Origin of the sequence: Sorangium sp. So ce1504, from assembly GCF_051521635.1 — a bacterium.
Classification (GTDB): Bacteria; Myxococcota_A; Polyangia; order Polyangiales; family Polyangiaceae; genus Sorangium; species Sorangium cellulosum_B.
Window position 1 is genome coordinate 726,508 of sequence record NZ_CP150365.1, and the last position, 22,556, is coordinate 749,063.

Consider the following 22,556-nt stretch of genomic DNA (forward strand, 5'->3'; position numbering starts at 1 on the left):
TTGCGCCTCCGCCTCGGGGCGAGCTACATGACCCGTATGATGGGTCCCGTTCACGCAACCTTCCTCATCGCCGCTCCCGACCAGCCCGGTCTCGTCGCGCGACTCGCGGGGTTCTTCTATGACATCGGCCTGAACATCATCGACGCGAGCAACCACACCGATGCGTTCATGGACGAGGGCCCGCGCTTCTTCATGCGTCTCGTCGTCGATCTGTCCGGCCTCGCCTCGCCGGCCGCCGTCGCCGCCCTGGGCGGCTCGGCCACCCGCGGCGCGATCGAGGCCGCCTTTCGCGAGCTCGCCGCGTCGCTCTCGGCGCGATGGTCGGTGGAATACAGCGATCACGTCCCGAAGATGGCGATCCTCGTCACGAGGGATCCTGCGTGCCTCTACGATCTGGTGCTCCGGCAGCGCGCGGGCGAGCTTCGCTGCGAGATCCCGCTCGTGATCTCCAACCACCCCACGCTCGAGGCGGTGGCCGAGAGCTTTCGAATCCCTTTCTTCTGCATCCCGATCACCCCGGAGACCAAGCGCGAGCAGGAGCGTCAGGTGCTTCACCTGCTGAAGAGGCACCATGTCGATCTCCTCGTCCTGGCGCGGTATATGCAAATCCTCTCCGAGCAGATGCTCGATGAGGCGCCGCCCGTCATCAACATCCACCACGGGTTCCTGCCCGCGTTCCAGGGCGCGAAGCCTTACCACCAGGCGCACGCGCGCGGCGTGAAGCTCATCGGCGCGACGGCGCATTATGCGACGCGGGACCTGGATCAGGGGCCGATCATCGAGCAGGACGTGGCGCGCGTGAATCACCAGATGGGCCCCGAGGAGATGACCCGGATGGGGCGTGACGTGGAGCGGCTCGTCCTCTCTCGCGCCGTCCGGGCGCACCTGGAGCGGCGGGTCATCGTCGAAGGCCGCCGCACCGTCGTTTTTTAGAGCGACGGTCACCCGCTTCGGATACGGGCCCACCTCGACGTTTTCGGTGCTCAGCGCACAGGAGTGCGCTTGCGCGCCGAAAACGCCGATCTGGGCCCGTCTCCTGTGCGGGTGACCGCCGCTCTGCTGCCGCTCTGCTCTGGATGGTGCAGAGGGGGGCGGAGACCGCTGTAGATCTCCAGACAATGCCCCGACCGACCCAGGCCGTGGGGCAGTCGGGGCAATCTGGGCGATCGAGCGCGGGGGAGGTGCGCGCGGGCGGGCGCGCTCTCCTGGGAGCCCGATGAGCGCGCGCGCGAGGCGTTACGGCCGGCCCTGCTGGCCAGGCGCGGTGATCTGGCCTTGCTGGCCGGGCGCGAGCTGCCCGAGGACGGCCGACTGGCCATAAGCGCCCGACTGGGAGATGGCGGCCTGGCCGAGGCCGGCCTGCTGACCAGCATAGCCCTGGATCCCTTGGCTGGATTGCTGGCCGGAATAACCGCCGAACCCGGCCTTGGACGGCACCTGCCCGGGGAACATCCCGGCCTGGCTCGGCACGAGCGCGCCCTTGCCAGGGAACACCTCACCCTTGCTGGGCCCGAGCGCGCCCTTGCTCGGTCCGAGCGCGCCCTTGCTGGGGAACATCCCGCCCTTGCTCGGCACGAGCGCGCCCTTGCTGGGGAACATCTCGCCCTTGCTCGGTCCGAGCGCGCCCTTGCTGGGGAACATCTCGCCCTTGCTCGGTCCGAGCGCGCCCTTGCTGGGGAACATCTCGCCCTTGCTCGGGCCCATCTGGGCCTGTCCGGGCGCGAGCTGCGCCGCGCCCATCCCCAGGTATCCGCCTCGCTCCTCCTCCAACGCTTGCTCGACGGCCCCGATCTCGTCGTCACCGAGATCGCTTTGATCGAGGTCCGCGTCGTCCGTGTTCACCGCACAACCGGCGGCCAGAGCAGCCAAAAGAAATGCAGGCACCAGCATCTTGCTATGCATCGACATGATCGTTTCCCCCCGATGTCCGCGAGGGCCCACCAGGCCCAGACATCTCGGCTCACCGCAGAGCAGAGTGTGTGCCTGGCGGAGCTGTGCAGACGTTTCCGCTCCCGGCGTGCTTGACGTCCGCGAGGGCGTCAATGCAGCGCGCTCGCGCGAGCGGCGCCCCGCAGCGGAGCCCGCGCGATCCGGGCCGAGCGGATCGTCGAGGAGCGCTCGTTCCCCTTTTCTCCGGCGAAAGGACGTGTCGGGTCCAGCCAGGGCGCACCAGCGGCCCGGCGCGCCCGGTGAAGCCCTGACGGCAGGCCGCGCTGCGCTGGTGGCCCCGCCCTGCTCAGGACGCTCTGGGGTGCGTCGCGCGTGGCGCGCTGGCGCGCTGGACGGCGCGTTGGAGCTTGGTTTGTCCGCCCTGGTCGCAGTTCGTCAGCGAGGCGCCGCGCGCCCAGGGCGCACCGCCGCGCAATCGCGGGGGGCGCGTCCCCTGCGCGTGCGGGACGGGCGGGTCACGCCTCGGGCTTCTTCCCGAACAGCCACTTCTTCGCCTCGTCGTCCATCGGCTGGCTCGCGTTCCGCAGCTCATTTCCGACCGCGAGCCCGCGCTCGACGGCGGGCCTCGCGCGCACCGCATCGAGCCACCGCTTGAAGTTCGGGAGCTCGTCGGCCGACACCCCGTACCGCTCGTGCGGCATCGCCCAGGGATAGCTCGCCATGTCGGCAATCGAGTACTCGCCAGCCAGGAAAGGCCGGTCCGCGAGCCGCTTGTCCATCACGCCATAGAGCCGCCGTACCTCCTTGGTATAGCGCTCGATCGCATAGGGGATCTTCTCCGGCGCATAGTGATTGAAATGGCCCGCCTGGCCGCTCATCGGGCCGAGGCCGCCCATCTGCCACATGAGCCACTGGGTCACCTCGTAACGACCGCGGACGTCCGAGGGGATGAACTTGCCCGTCTTCTCCGCGAGGTAGAGCAGGATCGCGCCCGACTCGAACACGGAGATCGGCGCCCCGCCGCCCGGAGGGTCGTGATCGACGATGGCGGGCATCCGGTTGTTGGGGCTGATCGCGAGGAACTCCGGCTTGAACTGCTCGCCCCGCCCGATGTTGACCGGGACGAGCTTGTAGGGGAGGCCCGTCTCCTCGAGCATTATGCTGATCTTCCAGCCGTTCGGGGTGGGCCAGTAATAGAGATCGATCATCTTGCGCTCCGTGTCCGTGGGCCGTCGCCGATCGCGACGGCGTGCTGTCTCAGGCGATGGATCGTGTCTGCCGGGCGCCGCGCCGCTTCACGCTGGCGTCGCCCGGCTCGTCGGACAATCGGTGGCACGTCGCCCCGTGGGGAGCAACCGGCGATTGGGCGCGTCGCCTCAGCGCGGCGATCCCGTCGGTTCGCGCGCGGGCCTCGCCCCGTCGACGAGCGCGCGCAGCGCCGCGATGTGCTCTGGCCCCGTCCCGCAGCACCCGCCCACGATCGTGGCGCCCGCCTCGAGCCAGCGGCGCGCGAGCTCCGCATAACGCGCGGCCGCCGAGCCGCGCTGGTCGACGCCAACGCCCCAGCCGAGCCCCTCGGCCTCCGCGCCCGCGTTCGCGTAGGCCCCGAACGGGACGCCGCACGCCGCGAGCCGCTCGATGTGCGCGAGCGTGCGAGTCGCCGGGGTGCAGTTGACGAGCACGGCACTCGCGCCGCGGGAGGCCGCCTCCCGCGCGGCGAGCCCGATGTCCTCGGGCGAGAGCAGATCCGACCCCGGACCGGCCGTGAACGACACCCATGCTTCGACGCCCGTGGCGACCGCCTCCTCCAGCGCCACGAGCGCCTCGCCGATGTGCGGGAACGTCTCGCAGAGGAGGAGGTCGACGCCCGCCCTCGCGAGCGCCTGCGCGAGCTCGCGGTGCTCCTGCCGCGCGTCGGCCGGGCTCAGGTCGGGCCGGTAGCAATCCTCGATCGGCGCGATGCTGCCGGCGACCCGGTGCCGTGGGCCCTCGTCGCGCACGGCCTCACGCGCCAGCGAGACCGCGCGCGCGGTCAGCTCGGCCCAGGCGGCGCCCGCCTGCCTCCGCCTGGTGCGGAACGTGTTCGCCGTGTGCACCGTCGCGCCTGCGCGCGCGTAATCCCGATGGATCGCGCGGACCACGTCGTGGCCGTGCGCATCGAGCAGGGCCGCGGCGCTCCAGAGCGGCGCCGGCGTCTCGACCCCGCGCGCGGCGAGCTCGGTCCCGAGCGGGCCGTCGAGGACCACGATGGCAGCCTCGGCGGACACAGCAGCTGAACCGAGCGGCGATCTGGCCACGTCCTCCATGTAGGCTCCGGTATGTCCGCGGCCGGCTTCCACGGCAATCCCTGAGTCGGGTCATGGCCCGTCTGCAGCTCGGGGTAAGCGAGGCCCCGCACGGTGCACCGTCCCGACCACTGTGCGGCAGAAAGAACGATGGAAATCTCTTTCGCGCCGGGAAATTACTTGCCAGGTATGGGGGGCCTGCGGCACCGTTGAAATGAATTCATCTTCCCCTCATTCCACTCGACTCGCCGGAGTCGTGGGGTCCGACAAGCAAGCGATCGTTTGCAGGAGCGACGCAGGACCGACATGGGGGAGCTCCCGCTGGCCCGCGCGAGGCCAGGCGAGCGCCGTCAGTGAGCCCATAAGAAAGGAACGCCATCATGATTCGACAGTCCATCCGTTCTTCCAAATCGCTCGCTCTCAGTGTTGCGCTTGGCGTCATCGCAGCGGCCGGGTTTACCGGATGCGGCGCGTCGGAGGAGGCTCCCGTCGATGACGCGGTGGCGCACGAGCGGATCACCCAGGCGGAGGTCTCGAAGGCCCTCGAGACGAGCGAGTTCCTGAACCTCGACATGAGCCGAGACACGGTCTACGCCCTCGATTACTCGGGGGGGGCCATCGACTACGCGCGCATCAAGCTCTCCACCGGCAACGGCAAGGAGATCTTGCTCTCGGAGCAGATGGCCGCCATCGAGCAGGCGGACTACGGCGACTACCCGGCGCCCGTCCTGACCGAGGCGTCGGACGATCGGTTCAGCATCTCCTCGGACGAGTCCGCCTTCGGGAAGCTGTCGGAGAGCGAGCTCGACCAGCTGAGGACCGACGGGTTCTTCTACTCCGAGGAGCCCCCGTCGGCCCCCGGGGCGAAGCCGCAGAGCACCGACCCCGACTGCATCCACGCCTACTGCGAGGTATGTACCGACAACACGACCGGCGGGCGCCCCGAGACATGGAAGCCGGGGACCTACACCTGCTACCTCATCGAGCACGTGTGGTGCTGAGACGCGCCTGACGGACTCTTTCCCCCCTCGGTCGCAGGGCCTCGTTGATGCGTTCGCTCTCGGTTTGGTGCGCTGCGCTGGTCGCCCTCGGGGGCACAGCGTGCGGAAAAGACGGCCCCGTGCTCCCGAGCGGCCTTCCCCGGCCGCTCGCGGGGATCTACATGGACTTCGGCGCGGCGCCGGAGGAGGGCCGCTTCCGCGCGCTGATGGGGTTCCCGACCCGCGATGTCCCCGGGCTCGAGAGCGCGATCGAGGACATGTACGATCCCGGGAAGCCGGACACGTTCCGGAAGTACATGTCGGTCGAGACCTGGATGGAGCGCCACGCCCCGTCCGAGAGCGACGTCGCGGCCGTCGAAGACTGGCTCGTCCAGCAGGGGATGGAGATCCGGCGGCGGTCCAAAAACCGGCTCCTGATCGAGTTCGCGGGCACGGTCGAGCAGTTCAATACCGCGTTTGACACCGAGCTCCGCGACTTCGAGCGCGAGAACCCCGCGGCCGGCGGCAAGCCGCTCCGCACGTTCGGCGCGCTCGATCCGCTCAGGCCGCCGCAGCGGATCATCGACCTCGCGTCGGGCGTCATCTCGGTCGAGATCCCCGCCGACACCGATCCGCTCCCGGCCGAGGGAGGCGCGATCGAGACGGACCCTCCGCCGGAGCCGGAGCAGGGGTACACGCCCGCGCAGATCGCGCGGGCCTATGGAGCCGAAGCGCTCCACACCGCCGGCCACAGCGGGCAGGGCGTGAAGCTCGGCGTCGTTGTCGGGGCGACGTTCAAGACCCGGGATCTCCAGTCGTTCTGGCGATCGTTCGGCGTCTCGCGCGACAACCCCGAGGAAGTGGTCACCGCGGATCCGATCTCCACGCGTTATGTCGAGAGCACGCTGGACATGCAATGGTCGGGCGTGATGGCGCCCATGGCGGAGCTCATCGCGTACCAGGGGCCGGACGCGCGCACCCACTCCATCCTCTATGCGTGGAACGAGGCGATCGCTGCCGGCGAGGTGTCGGTGCTCTCGACGTCGTTCGCGCACCGCGAGGAGACGGAGGCGCAGCCGATCCGCGAGCAATACAACGAGGCGGCGCGCATGGGCGCGGCGCTCGGGATGACGATCGTCGTCGCGAGCGGCGACTCGAGCAGGCCCGACGTGCCGTCGTCGAGCCCGTATGTGACGTGCGTCGGCGGGACGGTGCTCGAGCTCGGCGACGGCGGCGAGGTCGCGCGCGAGGTGGCGTGGAGCGGCTCCGGCTCGGGCCGATCGCGCGCCTTCGATACGCCGTGGTGGCAGGAGAGCGTCGTGACGGACGCGCAGGGCACGCGCGCGGTCTCCGACGTCGCGCTGAGCGCGTCGTCGGACTCCCCGTACTGGCTGTACTTCCTGGGCGAGTGGGATCAGCGCGGCGGCACCTCGTTTGCGGCGCCGGTGTTCGCCGGGCTGATGGCGTCGGTGAACAGCCACCGGATCGCGCAGGGCAAGCCCGTCGCCGGGTGGCTGAACCGGGCGCTTTACACCGATGCGGGCGTGCAGGCCGCGTTCCGCGACATCACCGAGGGCAAGACCCCCGAGGGGTTCAGCGCGGGGCCCGGCTGGGACTATCCGACCGGCTGGGGCGCTCCGCTCGCGGACAAGCTCGCGGAGGCGCTCCCGTAGGAAAGCGTCATCCTCTGGGTCGGATGGCGCCCCCCGCCGCGTTCCTCTTCCTCTCGCTCGTGTCGCTTCCGCTCCTTGCGGCGGCGGCGCTCGGCTGTGACCGCCCAGGCCGCTCCGCCGGTCCGGCGCCCGCGCCGCCCAGCGTCGCGCCCGCCCCGGCGCGGGAAGAGGCGGCGCAGGCCGCGGACGGCGGCGCGACACCGGCGGCCGCCGCCGGGGACGCGGCCGCCGCTGCTGCGGGGGCCGCGCCGCTCCGCGCGGACGCGCCGTTCGTGGAGCTCCCTGTCGAGGGGTTTCCGAGCGCCGTTGTGTCGGTGCCGATCGGCGCCACCGCGCGGCGTCCCGTGCTCATCGCGTCGCACGGCAACTACGATCGGCCCGAGTGGCAGTGCCAGGTGTGGCGCGACATCGTGGGAGACGGCGTCTTCGTCCTGTGCCCGAGGGGCGTCGCGCGGCCCGATTCGCCGTCGGCGAGCGACGTCCGCTTCACGTACGAGAGCAACGCCCGCCTGGAGCAGGAGATCGACGCGGGGCTCGCGGCGCTGCGGGCGCGCTTTCCCGAGCACGTGGATCCCGGCGCGGTGCTCTATACAGGCTTCTCGCTGGGCGCGATCATGGGCTCTGCGATCGCCGCGCGCCGGGCGGCGCTCTTCCCGCGCCTCGTGCTGGTCGAGGGCGGACACGACAAGTGGACCCCGGCGACGGCCAAGGCGTTCGCGGACGGCGGCGGGCAGCGGGTCCTCTTCGTCTGCGCGCAGGCCGGGTGCGGCGGCGCCGCCGCGGCGGCCGCGGCGCGCCTGGAGAAAGCGGGGGTGCTCGCTCGCGTGGCGCGCAGCAAGGAGGCCGGCCACCGGTACGACGGGCCTGTCGCCGAAGAGACCCGAAGAGCGCTGGATTGGCTGATCGACGGCGATCCGCGCTGGTGAACTTGAGCGGTGCGAGGGTGGGGAGCGCGCGCGTTGAACTGCCGCGGCTGCTCGGCGGGTCGAGACGTCGCGCCGCGCGGGCGATCTGGTCGGCGGGCGGGCTCTGAGCTAGACGAGGCCCGTTGCTCGTCATGGCTTGCTCTTTCCCGGATGCGCGCGCGCGCCGCCGCGGTGGTCTGGATCGGCTGCGGCGCGCGTCGGCGCTCGCCGCGTCGGCGCTCGTGGCGGCCTGCGGCCCAGGCGAGGAGCCGCCGGGGCGCTCGGCCGCCGCGCAGCCGGCGGCCCCGGAGCCGGCGCTCGCCGCCGCGGGCGTCGTGGAGCCGCTGGACGGCGGCGCGGATGTCGAGGCCGAGCCCGCGGCGTCCAGGGAGGCGCTGCGGCCCGGGCGCGGCGACAAGCTCGCGAGCATCGCCATGCGCACGTTCGTGTACGCCGCGCCCGAGCGTGGCGCGCTCAAGCTCGGTTACCTGCGGGCCGGCGCGCTCGTCGAGCGCGCCGCGGCGCCGTCGGGCGACGCGGGGTGCGCCGGCGGGTGGTACGCCATCCATCCCCGCGGCTTCGTGTGCGTCGGCAAGGGCGCCTCGCTCGACCTGGACCACGAGATCGTCGCCGCGACGCCGGCCGGCCCGCGACGGGGCGAGCCGTATCCGTACCGGTACGTCGTGTCGCGGAAGCCGCCGCCGCACCTCTATGTCCACCTGCCCAGCGAGGCCGAGCAGCGGCGCGTCGAGGGGCGCTCGCGCGCCCAGGGCACCCCCGCGTGGTCCCGCCGCGACGAGGCGCTCCTGGGCGAGCCGGAGCCGCTCACGCCCTTCTTCGCGAGCCGCCGCGACCTGCCCAAGCCGGTAGGCGCTGCCGAGAAGGTCCGCTTCCCCGCGCACCGCGGGCGCGCGCGGGCCGACTCGGCCTTCGGCCTGATCTCCACCTTCACGTGGACCGGGCGGCGCTTCGGCCTGACGACCGAGCTCGACCTCATCCCGATCGATCGCACCTCGGCCGTCACCCCCACGGCGATGCGCGGCGTGGAGGTGAAGAGCGAGGGGACGCCCGCGTTCGTCATGCACCACGGGGTGCGCACGCTGAAGCCGGACGCCTCGGGCGAGCTCAAGCCGGACGGCTGGGCGGCGCACCGCTCCGGCTGGGTGCTCACCGGCAAGACGGCCGCCGGCGGCGCCTATGCGGAGACCGACGCGGGCGTGTGGATCCCCGCGTCCGCGCTGCGGGTCGCGCGGCTGGGCCGCGACTTCTGGGGGCACGCGGCGCGCGGAAGGAAGTGGATCGACATCTCCATCGAGCTCCAGACGCTGGTCGCCTACGAGGGCGAGCGCCCCGTCTTCGCGACCCTCGTCTCGACGGGCAGGGGCGAGCTCGGCGATCCCGCGACCACCAGCGCCACCGTGCAGGGCACGTTCTTCATCCGCGAGAAGCACGTCACGGCGACGATGGACGGCGACGAGCTCAGCGAGTCGTCCGTCGACCTGCGGGACGTGCCCTATGTCCAGTACTTCCACAACAGCTATGCGCTGCACGGCGTCTACTGGCACGACGCGTTCGGCAAGGTGCGGAGCAGCGGCTGCGTGAACCTCGCGCCCGCCGACGCGGCGTGGCTGTTCGCGTGGACCGATCCCCCCGTCCCCGAGGGCTGGCACGCCGCGTTCAACGACAAGGGCGGGACGCTCGTGTACATCCACGCCTGACCGCGCGCGGCCAGGAGCGTGTAATACCGCCGGGCCGCGCGCGTCGGCCATGCATGCAACCCGGGACGACGCTGTTGGCGATCCAACTTCCTGCGCTGAGCTCTGGAGCGCTCGAGCTCAAATGCGGCATGAAGCCGGTGCGGGGCGCGGTCGCCCTCGGGCCCCGCACGTGATCGCACTCGCCACGCTGGAGCGGCTTCCATGAAATCACCTCACCTCGCCGGCCTGAACGCCCTGCTGATGCTCGTCGCTGCGCTCGCCGGCTGCGCGCCGCGCAGCCTTCCCGCGAGCTTCCCTGCGTCCTCTGCTGCCTCACCGCAGGCCGCGGAAGCTCCCTCGCCGCGGATCGGCGTCGCCCTCTCGGAGGAGCCTCCGCTGCCCGGCGAGCCCGCCGCGGGCTGGGTCGGGCTCGAGCCGGCGGCGGCCGCGGGCGCCGGCGCCGACCCTCACCAGCACCACCACCACCACCATCATCACGGCCCGGCGCCGGCGAGGCCGCCGGAGGGCGGCCCGGCGGCTGCCACGCCCGAGGAGCCCGTCCATGCGCACTGAACCCCGGCGCTCGCGCGCGCTCGCCGCGCGCCTCACCCCGCTCGCGGCGGGCCTCGCGCTCCTCTCCGCGGCCGGCTGCGCCGCCCCGTCGTCGACCGCCGACATGGCGCGGATCCGCGAGCTCTCCCGCGTCGAGCTCCCGAAGGGCGCGGCGTCGGAGGAGGTCGATCCGGCGCCGGCCGAGGGCGCGCGCGCCCTCGGCCAGGCGCCGCGGCAGCCGCTCACCGCGGACGCCGCGGTGCGGATCGCGCTGCTCAACAACCGCGAGCTGCGCGCCGTGCTGAAGGAGGTCGGCGTCGCGCGGGGCAACCTCGAGCAGGCGGGCAAGCTGCCGAACCCGGAGATCGCGATCGGGGTCACGCCGCTGCAGGAGGGGGTCGAGCACGCGCACCTCGAGCTCGAGGTCGAGATCGACCTCACGTCGGCGCTCCTCTCGCCGCTCCACGCGAAGGCGGCGCGGTCGGAGCACGAGGCCGCGCGCTACCGCGCCGCGGGCGCGGTCGTCGATCTCGGCTACCAGGTGCGCGCCGCGTTCTACGCCGCGCAGGCGGCGGAGCAGCGCCTCGGCATCGCGAACCGCGCGCTCGACGCGTTCGCCGCGGCCCGCGACGCCGCCCGCGCGCTCTTCGAGGCGGGCAACGTCCCGGAGCTCGACGTGGCGACGCAGGAGGCGGGTTACGAGGAGGCGCGCGTCACGGCCGCGCAGATGGAGCTGGAGCTCCTCTCGCAGCGCGAGCGGCTCACCCGGCTGCTCGGCCTCTCCGGCGCGGCGACCTCCTGGACGATCGCCGGCGCGGTCCCTGCGGCGCCCGAGGCGCTCGCGACGCCGCCGCGCGCGGAGTCGCTGGCCTTGCGGGCGAGCCTCGAGCTCGCGGAGCTGCGCAGCCGGCTCGAGGCGGCGGCGGGGCGCGCCGGGGCCTTGCGCGCCGAGGGCTGGGTGCCGGACGTGGCGATCGGCGTGCACGGCGAGCGGGAGCTCGGCGCGAGCGGCGAGGCGCACGAGCACCCGTGGGTCCTCGGCGCCGGGGTCCGCCTCTCGCTCCCGCTCTTCGATCGGCGTCAGGGGGCCGAGGCCGCGCAGGCGGCGGAGTTCGACGGCCTGCTCGAGCGCTACCACGGGCGCGCCGTCGACGTCCGCTCGGCGGTCCGCGAGGCGCAGAGCCGGCTCCTGTTCGCGCACGCGCGCGCGCGGCACTACGCGCGCGTGATCCTCCCGGCGCGCAAGCGGGTGCTGGAGCAGACGTTGCTCCAGTACAACGCGATGCAGGTCGGGGTCTTCCAGCTGCTCTCGGCGCGCCGAGAGCAGCTGGACGCCGAGCTCGCGGCGGTCGAGGCGCTGCGCGAGCACTGGACGGCGAAGGCTGCGTTCGACGCGCTCCTGGCAGGGCGCCGCGTCGAGGCCGCGGGGGCCGGAGCTCCCGCGGCGATGCCGAGGGCCTCGGCCACCGGCGAAGGAGGGCATTGACATGGACCGACGTGCTTTCATCCACGCGGGCGGTCTGGCCGCCGGCGCCGCCATCCTCACGCAAGGGCTCGCCCATGCGCAGCAGCGCCCTGGCGCGCCGCCCGCCGCGGGCGCCGCTACGCCCCCGCCTCGCCGGACCGCGGCGCCCGGGGGGCAGCCCGCCGTGGTGACGCCGAACGGCAGCACGCTCCCGCTGCGCGTCGTGGACGGCGTGAAGGTCGGCCACCTCGTCGCCGGCCCCCTCGAGCACGAGATTGCCCCCGGCCTGAAGAGCGAGGTGTGGGGCTACAACGGGAGCACGCCCGGCCCGACCATCGAGGCGGTCGAGGGCGATCGCCTGCGCATCTACGTGACGAACTCGCTGCCGGAGGCCACCACGGTCCACTGGCACGGCCTCGTGCTGCCGAACGGCATGGATGGAGTCGCCGGGCTCACCCAGCGCCCGATCGAGCCCGGCGAGACGTATGTTTACGAGTTCGTCGTGCGGTATCCGGGGACGTACATGTACCACTCGCATTTCGACGAGATGACCCAGATCGCGCTGGGCGCGGTGGGGATGTTCGTCGTGCATCCGAGGAGGCCCAGGGGGCCGCGCGTGGACCGGGATTTCGTGCTGATGACGCACGAGTGGAAGATCAACGCGGGGGCGCGCCGGCCCGACCCGAACGCGATGAGCGACTTCAACGTCCTCACGTTCAACGGCAAGGCGTTCCCCGCGACGGCGCCGCTCGTCGTCGGCCGCGGCGAGCGCGTGCGCGTGCGCCTCGGGAACCTCGGCCCGATGGATCACCACCCGATCCACCTGCACGGCCTGTCGTTCCAGGTCACGGCGACGGACGGCGGGTTTGTCCCCGAGTCGGCCCAGTACCCGGAGACGACGGTCCTGGTCCCGGTCGGCAGCACGCGGGTCATCGAGTTCGTCCCCGAGGAGCCGGGCGACTGGGCGGTGCACTGCCACATGACCCATCACACGATGATGCAGATGGGCCATGGCCTGCCGAACATGGTCGGCGCCGAGACCCGCGCGCTCGATCGGCGGATGAGCCGCGTGATGCCCGGCTACATGACGATGGGGACCACGGGGATGGGCGGCATGGGCGAGATGCCCATGCCGATCCCCGCGAACAGCCTGCCGATGCGCGGCGGGGCCGGGCCGTTCTCGTACATCGACATGGGGGGAATGTTCACCGTCCTCAAGGTCCGCGACGATCCGGACAAGGCGGATCCGGCCGGGTGGTATGTGCACCCGGCCGGCACCGTGGCCGGGCCGGCGAGCGCCGAGCGGATGCGGGCGGACGGGATTGTCCCCGCTTCTGGAGGGAAGCCGGGCGGGTGAATCTCTCGACGTGAGCGAGGGCTCGCGATCGGCATCTCGTCCGCGCGTCGACTCGAGGAGGCCTGGGGCTCGGGTCGATCGCGGCGGCGCGGGTCGGCCGTCTCGATGGACACACGGGGCGCGGCCGAGCGACCACAGGTCAGCCAAAATCTTCAGTGATTTCAATGAGCCAGAAGCGGTCCACGCCTTGCCATATCCGGTGGCGAGGCCGGGACGCCCCGGATCGCGGAGGAGTGCTTCGATGGCAATGAAGATGGCTCGACGGATGACGTTTCTGGCGCTTTGCACGGTCTCGCTCGCCGGCTGCGGCGAGCGTCACGACGCGCGGCCTCCGGCGCCGGCCGCTGCCGCGAGCCCCGCGGCGACGCAGTGCCCCGAGCCTGCAGCCGCCACGGCGGCGGCGCCCGCAGGCCTGCCGGCCGCGACGGTGACGGCGCCCGCGCCGGACGCGAACGTCGTGGCGGACAAGGGGGGCAAGGGGAGCCGTGAGGCCAAGGAGAAGGGGAGGGGGGCGGCGGAGCTGAAGGTGAAGCGGCTGGTGATCGCGGAGGGGGTGAAGGACCGCGAGCCGGTGGCGCCGGGGACGACGTTCCACGCGCCGGAGACACCGCGGCTTTATGCGTACCTGGAGGTCGAGAACCGGAGCGACGTGGAGGGCGAGGTGACGGTGGCGTTCGTCCCGCCGGGCGGCGGGGAGCCGGTCGGGAACGTGACGCTCGGGGTCGGACCGTCGCCGAGGTGGCGGACGTGGGCGTTCACGCGCGGGGCGCGGAAGGCGGGGGAGTGGACGGCGGTCGTGCGGTCGGAGACGGGCGAAGAGCTCGCGCGCGCGCCGTTCGAGGTGACGCTGTAGCCGAGGGCGGCTGGGCGCATCCACGAGGCTGCGGCGTCAGGCGGGCACGAGCTCGACGAGCGTGATCTCCGGCGGGCAGTTGATGCGGACCGGCAGCCAGCCCCCGGCGCCGGCGTTGACGTGGAGGCGACGGCCCCGGTGCTCGTAATGCCCGTTGTGGTAGAGCCCGGCGGGCAACATCGGCGTGAGCGCGTAATCGCCGATCCGGCCGAGCGAGATCTGCCCGCCGTGCGTGTGACCGGACAGCATCAGATCGAACGGCAGCTCGCGCGCGGCCCGGAACGTGCCCGGGTGGTGGCTGAGGAGGACGCGCGGCGCGCCGTCGTCCCGCATCTGGCCGAGCGCTCGATCGAGTCCGTCGCGCGTCGGGCGCCGGGCGGGCTCTCCTGGGCGCGCGCGGCTCGGGTAGTCGATGGCGCCCATCCACAGGCGATCGCCGCCGAGGCGGACCTCCCGCGCCTCGTCGACGAGCACCTGGGCGCCCGCTTCCTCGAGGCCCTTCACGATCGTCCCCACGCTGGCCGACCGGGCGGCGATGTACTCGTGGTTGCCCATGCAGAAGAAGAGCTGCCCCCGGGCGGGGCGCAGGCCCCGGAGCAGCCGCGCGGACAGCTCGAGCTGCGAGACGTGGTGATCGAGCAGATCGCCGGTGACGACGTGGATGTCCGCGCGGATCGCGTTCATGGCGTCGCGGAGCTCGTCGAGCCGCTCCGCATCCATGAAGCTGCCGACGTGCACGTCGCTGAGCTGCGCGATGGTGACGCCGTGCAGGCTCGTCAGCTCGCGGCGCACCGGCAGCGCGAGCCTCACGACGGCCGGACGCTGTCGCGACGCGAGCACGCCGCCCATCGACACCGCGACCGCCGCCGCGGGAAGCGCCCATGTCGCGCCGACGACGAGGCGGCGGCGGCGCTCATCGACGGCCTCCGGCCGGGCCTCGACATCGGCAGGCACGCGGATGTCCTGAGCGGCTGGATCGGCCTGAGCGCCGGCGCTGGCCTGCGCGCTCGTCGCAGGCTGGGCATCGGCCGCCGTCCGGGCGTTCCGGGGCGGCTGGAGCCGGCGGAGCGCCCGGACGGCCGCGCACGCGAGCGTGGCGAGCCCGAGGAGCAACCCGTAGAGGAGCAGGCCCACCTGCGCGCCCATGGCGATCAGCGCCAGCGGCTCTGGCGCGTGGCGCTGGAGCGCGCGCAGCCCCGAGAAGCTCGCCGCGGCCATGAGCAGCGCCGGGAGCGCGGCCAGCAGCAGGCCCGCAGCGCAGAGGCCGCTGATCAGCGCTCCATGTCGAGGGAACGCCGCGCGCAGCCGCCGCCAGAGGATCAGGCCGAGGAGGCCGTTGACGAGCGTGATGACGAGGCCGCCGAGCTGGTACACGCGACGGAAACTAGCATTGCGCCGATCGCGCGTCCGGCCGCGGCCCCGCCGGCTGCGCCTAGGAGCCAGCCGCTCCGTCAGGCACCTCGGCGCTGACCGGGATCTCACGTGCTTCGAGCCCCTCGAGCGACGCCTTGCCCGAGAGCGCGTCGAGGTCGCCGCGCGCGTCCCGGAGGTAGCCATTGAAGAACGCGGCGAGGTAGCCCATCGCGATCGCCTGCTGCTCGCGCCGCGAGAGCCCGGCGTGGCCGTCGAGCGGCTCGGCGAGGCCGAGCGACGTCGTGTAGCCGAAGTGGTTCGCGCCGGGCAGGGTCACGAGGTGCTTCGGAGCGCGCGCGCGGTCGTAGAGCGACGCCGGGACCGCGGCGGCGATGGGGTCCGCGGTGCCGCGGACGACGAGCGCCGGCCGAGGCGCGAGCGCGTCGATGGACAGCGCGCGCTCGGGGGCGCCCGCCGGCGCGAGGAGCGCGAGGGCGCGGACATCGAACGGGCAAGCGGCGTCGAGCGCGAGCGCGAGCGCCGCCTGCGCGCCGAGCCCGTGGCCGAGCAGGCCCACCCGAGCGAAGTCGGCCAGGAGCGGGCCCCGGGAGCCGGCGCGGAGGTGCGTGAGCGCGTCCCGGAGCACCGCGGCGCGGCGCAGCGGCGCGTCGTCGGGCGTGAGCCACGAGAGATCGGGCGCGACGACGACGAAGCCCCAGCGCGCGAGGTGCGCCATCACGCCGGCGAGCTGGCGGTAGTCCTGGGCAAGACCCGCGGGCGACCCGGCGGTGGCCGCGCTCGTGGCGAGGCGCCGCTCGTGGGCGATCGCGATGACCGGGAACGGGCCTTCCGGCGAGAGCGGCGCCTCCTCGCCGTCCGCGGACGCGGGGTAGTAGAGCAGCGCGGCGCTCCGCGCGGGGCATCGGTAGAGCGCGCCCTGGAACGGCCACGTGTCGGGGTAGCAGGCGTCCGCCGACAGCGAGAGCGCGCCGATGCGCCGGAACCCCGCCCGGTGCGGCCCGGCGCGCAGCCGCGGCGAAGCGCCGGTGGGGAGCGGCGCAGGCGGAGGCGAGCTCATCGAGGGGGGCGGGCGAGAGGTCGTCGCCGCAGGCGGGCGAGAGGGCGTAGCGGCAGGCGGGCGAGAGGGCGTAGCGGCAGGCGGGCGATTCGTCGTGGCGGCGGGTGGGCGAGAGGTCGTCGCTGCAGGCGGGCGATTCGTCGTGGTGGCAGGCGGAGGGAGCGTCGCCGGAGAGGGGACATCTGCCGGGGAAGGCGACGTGTTGCCGATCGCGCGCTGCGACCAGACCGCGCCGTCGCGCGTCGCGTGGACGATCCGCCCATCGGCGCGCACGGCGAGCTCGATTCGCCCGAGCGGCCAGCTCTCGATCACCGATACCGCCTCGCACCGGCCCAGATCGGTGGCGAACACCGTCGGACCGCGGAAGCGCGCCCCGCGGGCGCCGTCGTCACGGCTCCACCGCGCGAGCCCCACGCGCGCGAGCGGCGAGAACAGCTCGAGCGTCCCAGGTCCGCCGATCGTGCTCCGGAAGAGCGCCGGTGTCCCGCGGACCCCGGAGACCACCTCCTCCGGGCCGTGCCACGCAGCCCCGGACCCGGGAGAGCGCCGGAACATCACCAGGCGATCGCCGACGCGCGCGACGACCTCGAGGTCGCCGGGCGCGTGGGGTCCGTGCGGCGCGCCGGCCACGCGCTGGATCATCGCGGCCGCCTCGAATCGACCGAGCCCCTCGCCGAAGATCACCGGGCCGCGCCAGCCGAGCTCCGCGGTGTCGTTGTCGCGGTGGTAGTGCGCGATCCCGCCGCTCGCGTGAGGCACCACGAGCTCGAAGTTGCCTTTGCCCCCGAAGCCGCCCTGGATCAGGGCGGGGTCGCCGGCCGCGCCCTCCGCGAAGAAGCGCGGCTCGCTCCACGACGGCTCGCTCGAGGGCGCGCACCAGAACGCGGCCAGCCGATCCCCGATGCGCGCCACCGCCTCGAGGTGGCCTGGATCGCCGAAGTTGCTCTGGATGAGCGACACCGCCTCGACCGGGCCGAGGCCGCTGGCGAACGTCGCCACGTGACGCCACGGCCCGGAGGCCTCCTCGCGGCGGTGGTGCTCGACGCCGAACGGCGCCTCGGCGGTGGGCAAGACGAGCTCGAGCGTGCCGCGGGAGGCGCATTGCAGGAAGAAGCCGCTGGTCGTGGTGGGCATGGCGCTGACGGCACCCAATTTACCGGCGACGCGCCGCCGCGCCTACCGCAGCATCTCGGCGAGCCGCTCGCCCGTCGCCGCCGCGAGCCCCCGGGCGAGCGCCCGCGGGTTCAGCTCGACCGCGACGGCCACCGCGTCCGGCGCGTGGGTGGCGAGCGGCGGCTCGACCGGCGCGTCCAGCCCGAGCAGGTGGCCGAACGAGCCGCCCGCCAGCTCGTTCCAGGCCGCGAGCAGCTCCTCCGAGGCAGCCTCCCCGCTCGTCGAGAAGTCGCCCGCCACCGCGATCGCGAGCGCGATCCCCTCGCGGGCGCTCGGCCTCGCGGCCGCGCCCACGGCGGTCGCCGCCGCGAGCAGCCCCCGCGCGCCGCGGGCGAGCTCCCCGTCGAACGGCCCCGGCGCGAACGCGCGCACGGGCGCCGGGCCGAGGCGGGCCTCGAGCGAGCGCAGCGGGCCGCCCGAGAGCGCCGCGGGCGAGCGCTTGAGGCGGCCGAGCGCGTACAGCGACGCGACGCGCGCCGGCCCGCGCAGCGGGCTGCCGCCGTCCTGCACGCAGGCCACGTCCTCGCCGAGCAGCACCAGCGCGTGCGGCTTCGTGCCGATGTCGCCCGTCACGCGCACGACGTCCGGGCGATCGAGGGCGCGCCGCTCCTTGCCCGTGAGCCGCCGCCGGAAGAGGCGCTCGATGGCGCGCGGATCGCCGCTGTGGCGCGCCACGTAGAGCGTGGCGTCGCCCGCCGGCCCCGCGCCCGCGTACGACGCGATCGCCGCCTCGCGCACCTGCCGCAGATCGACGCCGGTCGCGCGGGCGTGCCGGGCCAGGTTCTCCTCGGGCGCCACGAGCGCGATCGACGGGATGAGCCACGGCACCGCCGCGACCTCGCGGGGCCGGACGAGGATCAGCCACCTGAGCCCCGCCTGCGGCAGGAGGCGCGTCAGGTCCGCCGTGGCGAGCGGCGGCAGCGGCGGGCTCGGCCGGGCGGGCGGCCGCGGCGCGCCGCCGCACGAGGGCAGCGCGAGGCCGAGGGCGCAGCCCAGGACGCCGCCGAGCACGGCGCGCCGGCGAGGCGCTCGCCCGCGCGCGTCAGCCAACGACGAGGTAGGCGAAGCGGCGGTTCTTCGAGCCGACGCGGACCAGGTAGCGCTTCCCACGCTCGAGCTTGAGCTGCTCGTCCTTGACCACCTCGCCCTCGAGGTGCACCGCGCCGCCCTTCACGAGGCGCCGCGCCGCGGAGGTCGACTCGGCGAGCCCCGCCAGCGCCAGCGCGTTGCCGATCGGGATCGTGTCGCGGTCGCTCGCCACCTGGAGCTCCTCGATGTTCTCCGGCAGGCCGCCGGCCGCGACGCTGCGGCGCCGCTCGAGGGCCGCGCGCGCGTCCTCCGCCGAGTGGAAGCGGGTGACGATCTCCTGCGCGAAGAGCTCCTTCACCGCGATGACGCCCTGCTCGCCGCGGAGGACCGCCCCCCGCAGGGCGGCGATCTCCTCGGGCGGGCGCGACGACAGGAGCTCCATGTACCGCCAGATCACGCCGTCATCGACGAGCATCAGCTTCTGGAGCATGTCGAACGGCGGCTCGGTGATGCCGACGTAGTTGTCCGCGCTCTTCGACATCTTGGCGCCGACGACCTTCCCGTCCTCGACGCGCGCGTTCGTGCCCTCGAGGAGCGGCATCGTCATCACCATCTGGGCGCGCTTGCCGTAGCGGGGCATCAGGTCGCGCGCCACGAGCAGGTTGAAGAGCTGATCGGTGCCGCCGAGCTCGATGTCGGCCTCGAGCTCGACCGAGTCGTAGGCCTGGAGGAGCGGGTACATGAACTCGTGCACGTAGATGGGCCGCGCCTCCTCGTAGCGCTTCTTGAAGTCGTCGCGCTCCAGCATGCGGGCGACGGTGTACTTCGCGCAGAGCTCGATCATCTGCGTCGGATCGAGCTTGTTCAGCCACTCGGAGTTGTAGCGGACCTCGGTCCTGTTCTTGTCGAGGACCTTGAACGCCTGCGCCTGGTAGGTCTCCGCCGCGGCGACGACCTCCTCGCGCGAGAGCCGCGGGCGCAGCTCGTTCTTGCCGGTCGGATCGCCGACCATCGCCGTGAAGTCGCCGACCACGAAGACCACGTGGTGCCCGAGCTCCTGGAACTCCCGCATCTTCTGCATCACCACCGTGTGGCCGAGGTGGAGATCGGGCCGGGTCGGGTCGAAGCCGGCCTTCACGCGCAGCGACTTGCCCTCGCGGATCCGCTCCTCGAGCTCGGCTCGGACGTGGAGGTCGACGACACCCTTGCAGAGGATCTGGAGCTGACGTTCGGCGGGGACCATGGGGCCCGCTTCTACCGCGCAGCGGAAGCGCCCGCCAGAGGGGCGACGCGCCTCGGCGCGCGCGGAGAGGGCGCAGGGAGTGACCAGGGCGCCGCGAGCGACGTCGTCACGCCGCCACGCCGTGGGGCGCGTCACGTCACGGACGCGCCGCGCGCCGCCTCATTCGTCGTCGGTCTCCTCGTCGTCCTCGTCCTCGTCGTCGTCGTCACCCGAGATCGCGTATGCGCGGCTCGCGTTGACGAGCTCCTTGAGCTCCTTGCCGACCTTGAAGAACGGAAGGCGCTTGGCGGGCACGGGCACCGGCTGGCCCGTGCGCGGGTTCCTGCCGCTGTAGGGCTTGTACGGCCTGACCGTGAAGCTGCCGAACCCGCGGATCTCGATGCCTTCGTTGCGCTGGAGCGCCTGCGTCATCGCGTCGAAGACGCAGTTCACCACGAGCTCCGCTCGAGCCTTGGTGAGCTCCCCCCGTCCCGCGATCGCGTCGATGAGCTCGCTTTTCGTCATGGTCCACCTCCCCCACCCGAGCGGACCGCCGCCGGCGCTCGACTTGCCGCTTTCCACCGCAGAGCTCCAGGGGATGCGCCGCTCCAGGAGCCGCACGACAACAGAATCCTATGAAAAGCTCGCATGTTACGGGACTAGCGGTCAACCGAATTCCCGCCCACAACAGAGAGCGCGTCGAGCGCGAAGAGGGCTCCGGTTTGTCCCTGCCCGGTCTGCCCGGTCTGCCCGGTCTCCCACGTTGCCGCCGCGTCCTCGCGGGCGAGGGAGAGCTCGATTCCGACGGCACCCTCGGGGATCGGATACGGCGGGAGCTCGGCGCAGGCGAGCGGCGCGCCCGGGGGGCTCGGCGCGGCGGGCTCGACCCGCCAGACGTGGAGCAGGGCGCCGTCGACGAGGAGGCGCACCTCGCCGGCGCCGTCGCCCGAGAGCGCCACGCGCGGGCTGATCCGGGCGCCGCGGAGCCAAGGGGCGGGCAGGCCGACCCGGACGACGGCCTCGCCGCGCCCCGCCGCGTGCACCGCGAGCAGGCGCCCGCCCGACGCGCACGTGCCGCCGGCGTGCTCGGGAAGCGCGAAGGCGCCGCGCTGGTCGCGGGGCGGCCACAGCGACTCGCCCTCGATGCGGGCCTCGCCGGGCGGCTCGGCGTCGAAGACGAGCGGCGTGATCGAGACCGAGGCGAGGCCGCCTCCGTCCGGGATCGCGAAGCGGTAGCGGTACGCGGGGGGGCGACCGCGGGCCTCCCACGCCATGCGGTCGATCGCGTCGCCCCGGTAGCGCAGCACCGCGACGTCCTCCGGGGCGGGATCGAAGCCGAGGTTGAAGCCGTGATCGGTGTCGACGAACACGAGGCCGCGCGAGACGCCCGCGCGCGCGACGGCTCCGGGGTCGAACATGGGCAGGCCGCCCTCGCGATCGCGGAGCGCGGCGTGGTCGAAGCCCGCGCGGAAGGCGAAGCCGGCGAGCGGGAGCGCCGCCGCGAGGAGCGCCGCCGGGAGGAGCGCGCCACGCCGGCGCGCGGGGCCGCGCTCCGCGTGCGCCGCCGTCGCCGCGCGCTCGGCGAACGCGAGGGCGGCCATGGCGGCGAGGACGTGCTCCACCGGCAGCACGTCGGCGAAGAAGCGCGCGCCGCCTCCCGGGTAGTTGCCGTCGAAATAGAAGGGGGCGTAAGCGGCGACCTGGAGGAGCGGGGCGATCGCGAGGGCGCGCGAGCGCGGCCGCCGCCAGGCGATCACGGCGCCGGCGAGCACGAGCAACGCGAGCGGCTCGGCGTTGAGCGCGTCCACGAGGTGGAGCTTCAGGCGGCGCAGCGTCGTGCCGGCAGCCGCCAGAAAACCGTATCCTTCCGAGAGGTTGTGACGGACGAAGTCGCCGTGCTCGCCGAGGCAGCCGACGCCGGCGCCGAAGCCGTAGCGGAAGCAGCCGGGCGGGCCGTCCGAGACCGCGTAATACGCGGCCTGCGACGAGGCGAAGGCGCCCGTCGCGGCGCGCTGGTGGGCCGCGAGCAGCGCGAGGCCGGGGAGGGCGCCCATCGCCATCGCCGCGGCGAGCCGCGCGAGCCGCGGCGAGGGGCGCGGCGGCGGATCGCCCTCGCGCGGGCCGGCCGCCGCGCTCCCCGGCGCGATCGCCGGCAGGATCACGAAGGGCAGCGTCGCAGCGAGGGCGAGCGCGCTCGGCGGGCGCGTCGCCGCGAGCCAGCCGGCGGCGAGCCCGGCGAGCGCGGCGGCGCGGACCGCCGGACCGAGGGGCCCCGTCGCGGCGCCCGTCGACGCGGCGGCGCGGGCCTCGTCGAGCGCGCGCCGCGCCGACGCGAGCGCGACGGTGAAGCAAAGGGCCGCGAGCCCGTGCGACATCGTGTCGGCCGTGTGGTAGCGGAGCGCGGCGCAGAGCGCCGAGAAGAGCGCGGCGACGAGCGGAACGAAGCGGATCGGCGCGGCGCTCCCGGACGGGGCCGGGCCCTCCGGCGCGAACCGCGCGGCCAGGTCGTAGGTGGCGATCGCGAGCGCCGCGGCGAGCGCCGGGCCGACCGCGAGCGGCGCGCCCGCGAGGAAGCCCAGCGCGAGCAGGGCGGGGTAGCCCGGGGGGAAGAGGACCACGACCTCGGCCGCGCCGCGCCCGGCCGTCGTGTCGCCCATCGCGTCGCTGCGGACGAGGAAGCGACCGAGCACGGAGGCCGCGGGCTCATCGAGGGGCCACGCGAGGTAGCCGGCCGCCATCGCGCGCGCCTCGAGCCAGTAGCTGGTCGCGTCGATGATGCGGGGGCCGCCCCGCAGGTAGACCGCGACGTACGCGGCCGAGAGCAGCGCCGCGACGACCGAGAGGGTCGCGGCGATCGCGGCGCCCAGGGCCGCGCCGGAGCGGGGCGCGGGGTCGCGGCCCGAGCGCGCGGCGCCGGGGCGTGGAGGCGCGGGGCCGGCCCGCGCGGTGGCGGGCGAGCGGCGGAGGAGCCAGGCGCAGGCGAGCGCCGCGGCGACGGCGAGCGCGATCCATTGCGCGAGGTCGCGGGGCAGGCCGGCGCGCAC

At 73.7% G+C, this 22,556-nt stretch carries 18 protein-coding genes; 9 read left to right on the forward strand and 9 right to left on the reverse strand.

Features of this window, described 5'->3' with window-relative positions; translation table 11 throughout:
- Positions 1-39 precede the first annotated feature (39 nt).
- The gene (gene purU / locus WMF39_RS02755) at positions 40-933 is read left to right on the forward strand and encodes a formyltetrahydrofolate deformylase (protein ID WP_437747940.1); all 894 of its coding nucleotides are present in this window, start codon (positions 40-42) and stop codon (positions 931-933) included.
- 303 nt (positions 934-1,236) lie between these two features.
- On the opposite strand, the gene WMF39_RS02760 is transcribed toward purU, so the two are convergent.
- The 3 genes from WMF39_RS02760 to WMF39_RS02770 all read right to left on the reverse strand — a co-directional run bounded on the left by WMF39_RS02760 (position 1,237) and on the right by WMF39_RS02770 (position 4,196).
- Positions 1,237-1,908: a hypothetical protein gene (locus tag WMF39_RS02760; protein ID WP_437743997.1), complete on the reverse strand. Its 672-nt coding sequence runs from the start codon at positions 1,906-1,908 to the stop codon at positions 1,237-1,239.
- Positions 1,909-2,405: 497 nt separating this feature from the next.
- Positions 2,406-3,098: a glutathione S-transferase N-terminal domain-containing protein gene (locus WMF39_RS02765; protein ID WP_437743998.1), complete on the reverse strand. Its 693-nt coding sequence runs from the start codon at positions 3,096-3,098 to the stop codon at positions 2,406-2,408.
- 168 nt (positions 3,099-3,266) lie between these two features.
- A complete protein-coding gene (locus tag WMF39_RS02770) occupies positions 3,267-4,196 on the reverse strand; it encodes a homocysteine S-methyltransferase family protein (protein WP_437743999.1) in 930 nt (309 codons plus the stop codon).
- A gap of 359 nt (positions 4,197-4,555) precedes the next feature.
- On the opposite strand from WMF39_RS02770, the gene WMF39_RS02775 reads away from it, so the two are divergent.
- The 8 genes from WMF39_RS02775 to WMF39_RS02810 all read left to right on the forward strand — a co-directional run bounded on the left by WMF39_RS02775 (position 4,556) and on the right by WMF39_RS02810 (position 13,657).
- Positions 4,556-5,176, forward strand: a complete 621-nt coding sequence (locus WMF39_RS02775; RefSeq protein WP_437744000.1) for a hypothetical protein — start codon at positions 4,556-4,558, stop codon at positions 5,174-5,176.
- Positions 5,177-5,295: 119 nt separating this feature from the next.
- Positions 5,296-6,828: a S53 family peptidase gene (locus WMF39_RS02780; protein WP_437744001.1), complete on the forward strand. Its 1,533-nt coding sequence runs from the start codon at positions 5,296-5,298 to the stop codon at positions 6,826-6,828.
- Positions 6,829-6,851: 23 nt separating this feature from the next.
- Positions 6,852-7,754 (forward strand): hypothetical protein, encoded by a 903-nt coding sequence (locus tag WMF39_RS02785; RefSeq protein ID WP_437744002.1) that lies wholly within the window; start codon positions 6,852-6,854, stop codon positions 7,752-7,754.
- A 131-nt stretch (positions 7,755-7,885) separates the two neighbouring features.
- Positions 7,886-9,451, forward strand: coding sequence for a L,D-transpeptidase (locus tag WMF39_RS02790; RefSeq protein WP_437744003.1), 1,566 nt, complete (start codon positions 7,886-7,888; stop codon positions 9,449-9,451).
- 201 nt (positions 9,452-9,652) lie between these two features.
- Positions 9,653-10,003: a hypothetical protein gene (locus WMF39_RS02795; RefSeq protein WP_437744004.1), complete on the forward strand. Its 351-nt coding sequence runs from the start codon at positions 9,653-9,655 to the stop codon at positions 10,001-10,003.
- Entirely contained in the window at positions 9,993-11,468 is a 1,476-nt protein-coding gene (locus tag WMF39_RS02800) for a TolC family protein (RefSeq protein ID WP_437744005.1), read from the forward strand. The genes WMF39_RS02795 and WMF39_RS02800 overlap by 11 nt, the downstream gene beginning before the upstream one ends.
- Position 11,469: 1 nt before the next feature.
- Entirely contained in the window at positions 11,470-12,804 is a 1,335-nt protein-coding gene (locus WMF39_RS02805; protein WP_437744006.1) for a multicopper oxidase family protein, read from the forward strand.
- A gap of 241 nt (positions 12,805-13,045) precedes the next feature.
- Complete coding sequence (locus WMF39_RS02810) at positions 13,046-13,657, forward strand: DUF2914 domain-containing protein (protein WP_437744007.1); 612 nt, start codon at positions 13,046-13,048, stop codon at positions 13,655-13,657.
- Between the two features lie 36 nt (positions 13,658-13,693).
- On the opposite strand, the gene WMF39_RS02815 is transcribed toward WMF39_RS02810, so the two are convergent.
- The 6 genes from WMF39_RS02815 to WMF39_RS02840 form a co-directional block, all read right to left on the reverse strand.
- Positions 13,694-15,031: a metallophosphoesterase gene (locus WMF39_RS02815; RefSeq protein ID WP_437744008.1), complete on the reverse strand. Its 1,338-nt coding sequence runs from the start codon at positions 15,029-15,031 to the stop codon at positions 13,694-13,696.
- A 58-nt stretch (positions 15,032-15,089) separates the two neighbouring features.
- A complete protein-coding gene (locus tag WMF39_RS02820) occupies positions 15,090-17,222 on the reverse strand; it encodes an alpha/beta hydrolase (protein ID WP_437744009.1) in 2,133 nt (710 codons plus the stop codon).
- 42 nt (positions 17,223-17,264) lie between these two features.
- On the reverse strand, positions 17,265-18,311 hold the full coding sequence (locus WMF39_RS02825) for a hypothetical protein (RefSeq protein ID WP_437744010.1): 1,047 nt from the start codon (positions 18,309-18,311) through the stop codon (positions 17,265-17,267).
- A complete protein-coding gene (tyrS, locus tag WMF39_RS02830; RefSeq protein WP_437744011.1) occupies positions 18,304-19,533 on the reverse strand; it encodes a tyrosine--tRNA ligase in 1,230 nt (409 codons plus the stop codon). The genes WMF39_RS02825 and tyrS overlap by 8 nt, the downstream gene beginning before the upstream one ends.
- A gap of 159 nt (positions 19,534-19,692) precedes the next feature.
- Positions 19,693-20,037 carry an HU family DNA-binding protein gene (locus WMF39_RS02835; protein ID WP_437297590.1) on the reverse strand — a complete coding sequence of 115 codons (345 nt, stop codon included), beginning with the start codon at positions 20,035-20,037 and terminating at the stop codon, positions 19,693-19,695.
- Between the two features lie 134 nt (positions 20,038-20,171).
- Positions 20,172-22,556, reverse strand: coding sequence for a hypothetical protein (locus WMF39_RS02840; RefSeq protein WP_437744012.1), 2,385 nt, complete (start codon positions 22,554-22,556; stop codon positions 20,172-20,174).

Excerpts from the sequence above, each read along its gene's own strand:
- purU (WP_437747940.1), top strand. The coding sequence starts at position 40 with ATGGGTCCCGTTCACGCAACCTTCCTCATCGCCGCTCCCGACCAGCCC.
- WMF39_RS02760 (WP_437743997.1), bottom strand. The coding sequence starts at position 1,908 with ATGTCGATGCATAGCAAGATGCTGGTGCCTGCATTTCTTTTGGCTGCT.
- WMF39_RS02765 (WP_437743998.1), bottom strand. The coding sequence starts at position 3,098 with ATGATCGATCTCTATTACTGGCCCACCCCGAACGGCTGGAAGATCAGC.
- WMF39_RS02770 (WP_437743999.1), bottom strand. The coding sequence starts at position 4,196 with ATGGAGGACGTGGCCAGATCGCCGCTCGGTTCAGCTGCTGTGTCCGCC.
- WMF39_RS02775 (WP_437744000.1), top strand. The coding sequence starts at position 4,556 with ATGATTCGACAGTCCATCCGTTCTTCCAAATCGCTCGCTCTCAGTGTT.
- WMF39_RS02785 (WP_437744002.1), top strand. The coding sequence starts at position 6,852 with ATGGCGCCCCCCGCCGCGTTCCTCTTCCTCTCGCTCGTGTCGCTTCCG.
- WMF39_RS02790 (WP_437744003.1), top strand. The coding sequence starts at position 7,886 with ATGGCTTGCTCTTTCCCGGATGCGCGCGCGCGCCGCCGCGGTGGTCTG.
- WMF39_RS02795 (WP_437744004.1), top strand. The coding sequence starts at position 9,653 with ATGAAATCACCTCACCTCGCCGGCCTGAACGCCCTGCTGATGCTCGTC.
- WMF39_RS02800 (WP_437744005.1), top strand. The coding sequence starts at position 9,993 with ATGCGCACTGAACCCCGGCGCTCGCGCGCGCTCGCCGCGCGCCTCACC.
- WMF39_RS02805 (WP_437744006.1), top strand. The coding sequence starts at position 11,470 with ATGGACCGACGTGCTTTCATCCACGCGGGCGGTCTGGCCGCCGGCGCC.
- WMF39_RS02810 (WP_437744007.1), top strand. The coding sequence starts at position 13,046 with ATGGCAATGAAGATGGCTCGACGGATGACGTTTCTGGCGCTTTGCACG.
- WMF39_RS02820 (WP_437744009.1), bottom strand. The coding sequence starts at position 17,222 with ATGCCCACCACGACCAGCGGCTTCTTCCTGCAATGCGCCTCCCGCGGC.
- tyrS (WP_437744011.1), bottom strand. The coding sequence starts at position 19,533 with ATGGTCCCCGCCGAACGTCAGCTCCAGATCCTCTGCAAGGGTGTCGTC.
- WMF39_RS02835 (WP_437297590.1), bottom strand. The coding sequence starts at position 20,037 with ATGACGAAAAGCGAGCTCATCGACGCGATCGCGGGACGGGGGGAGCTC.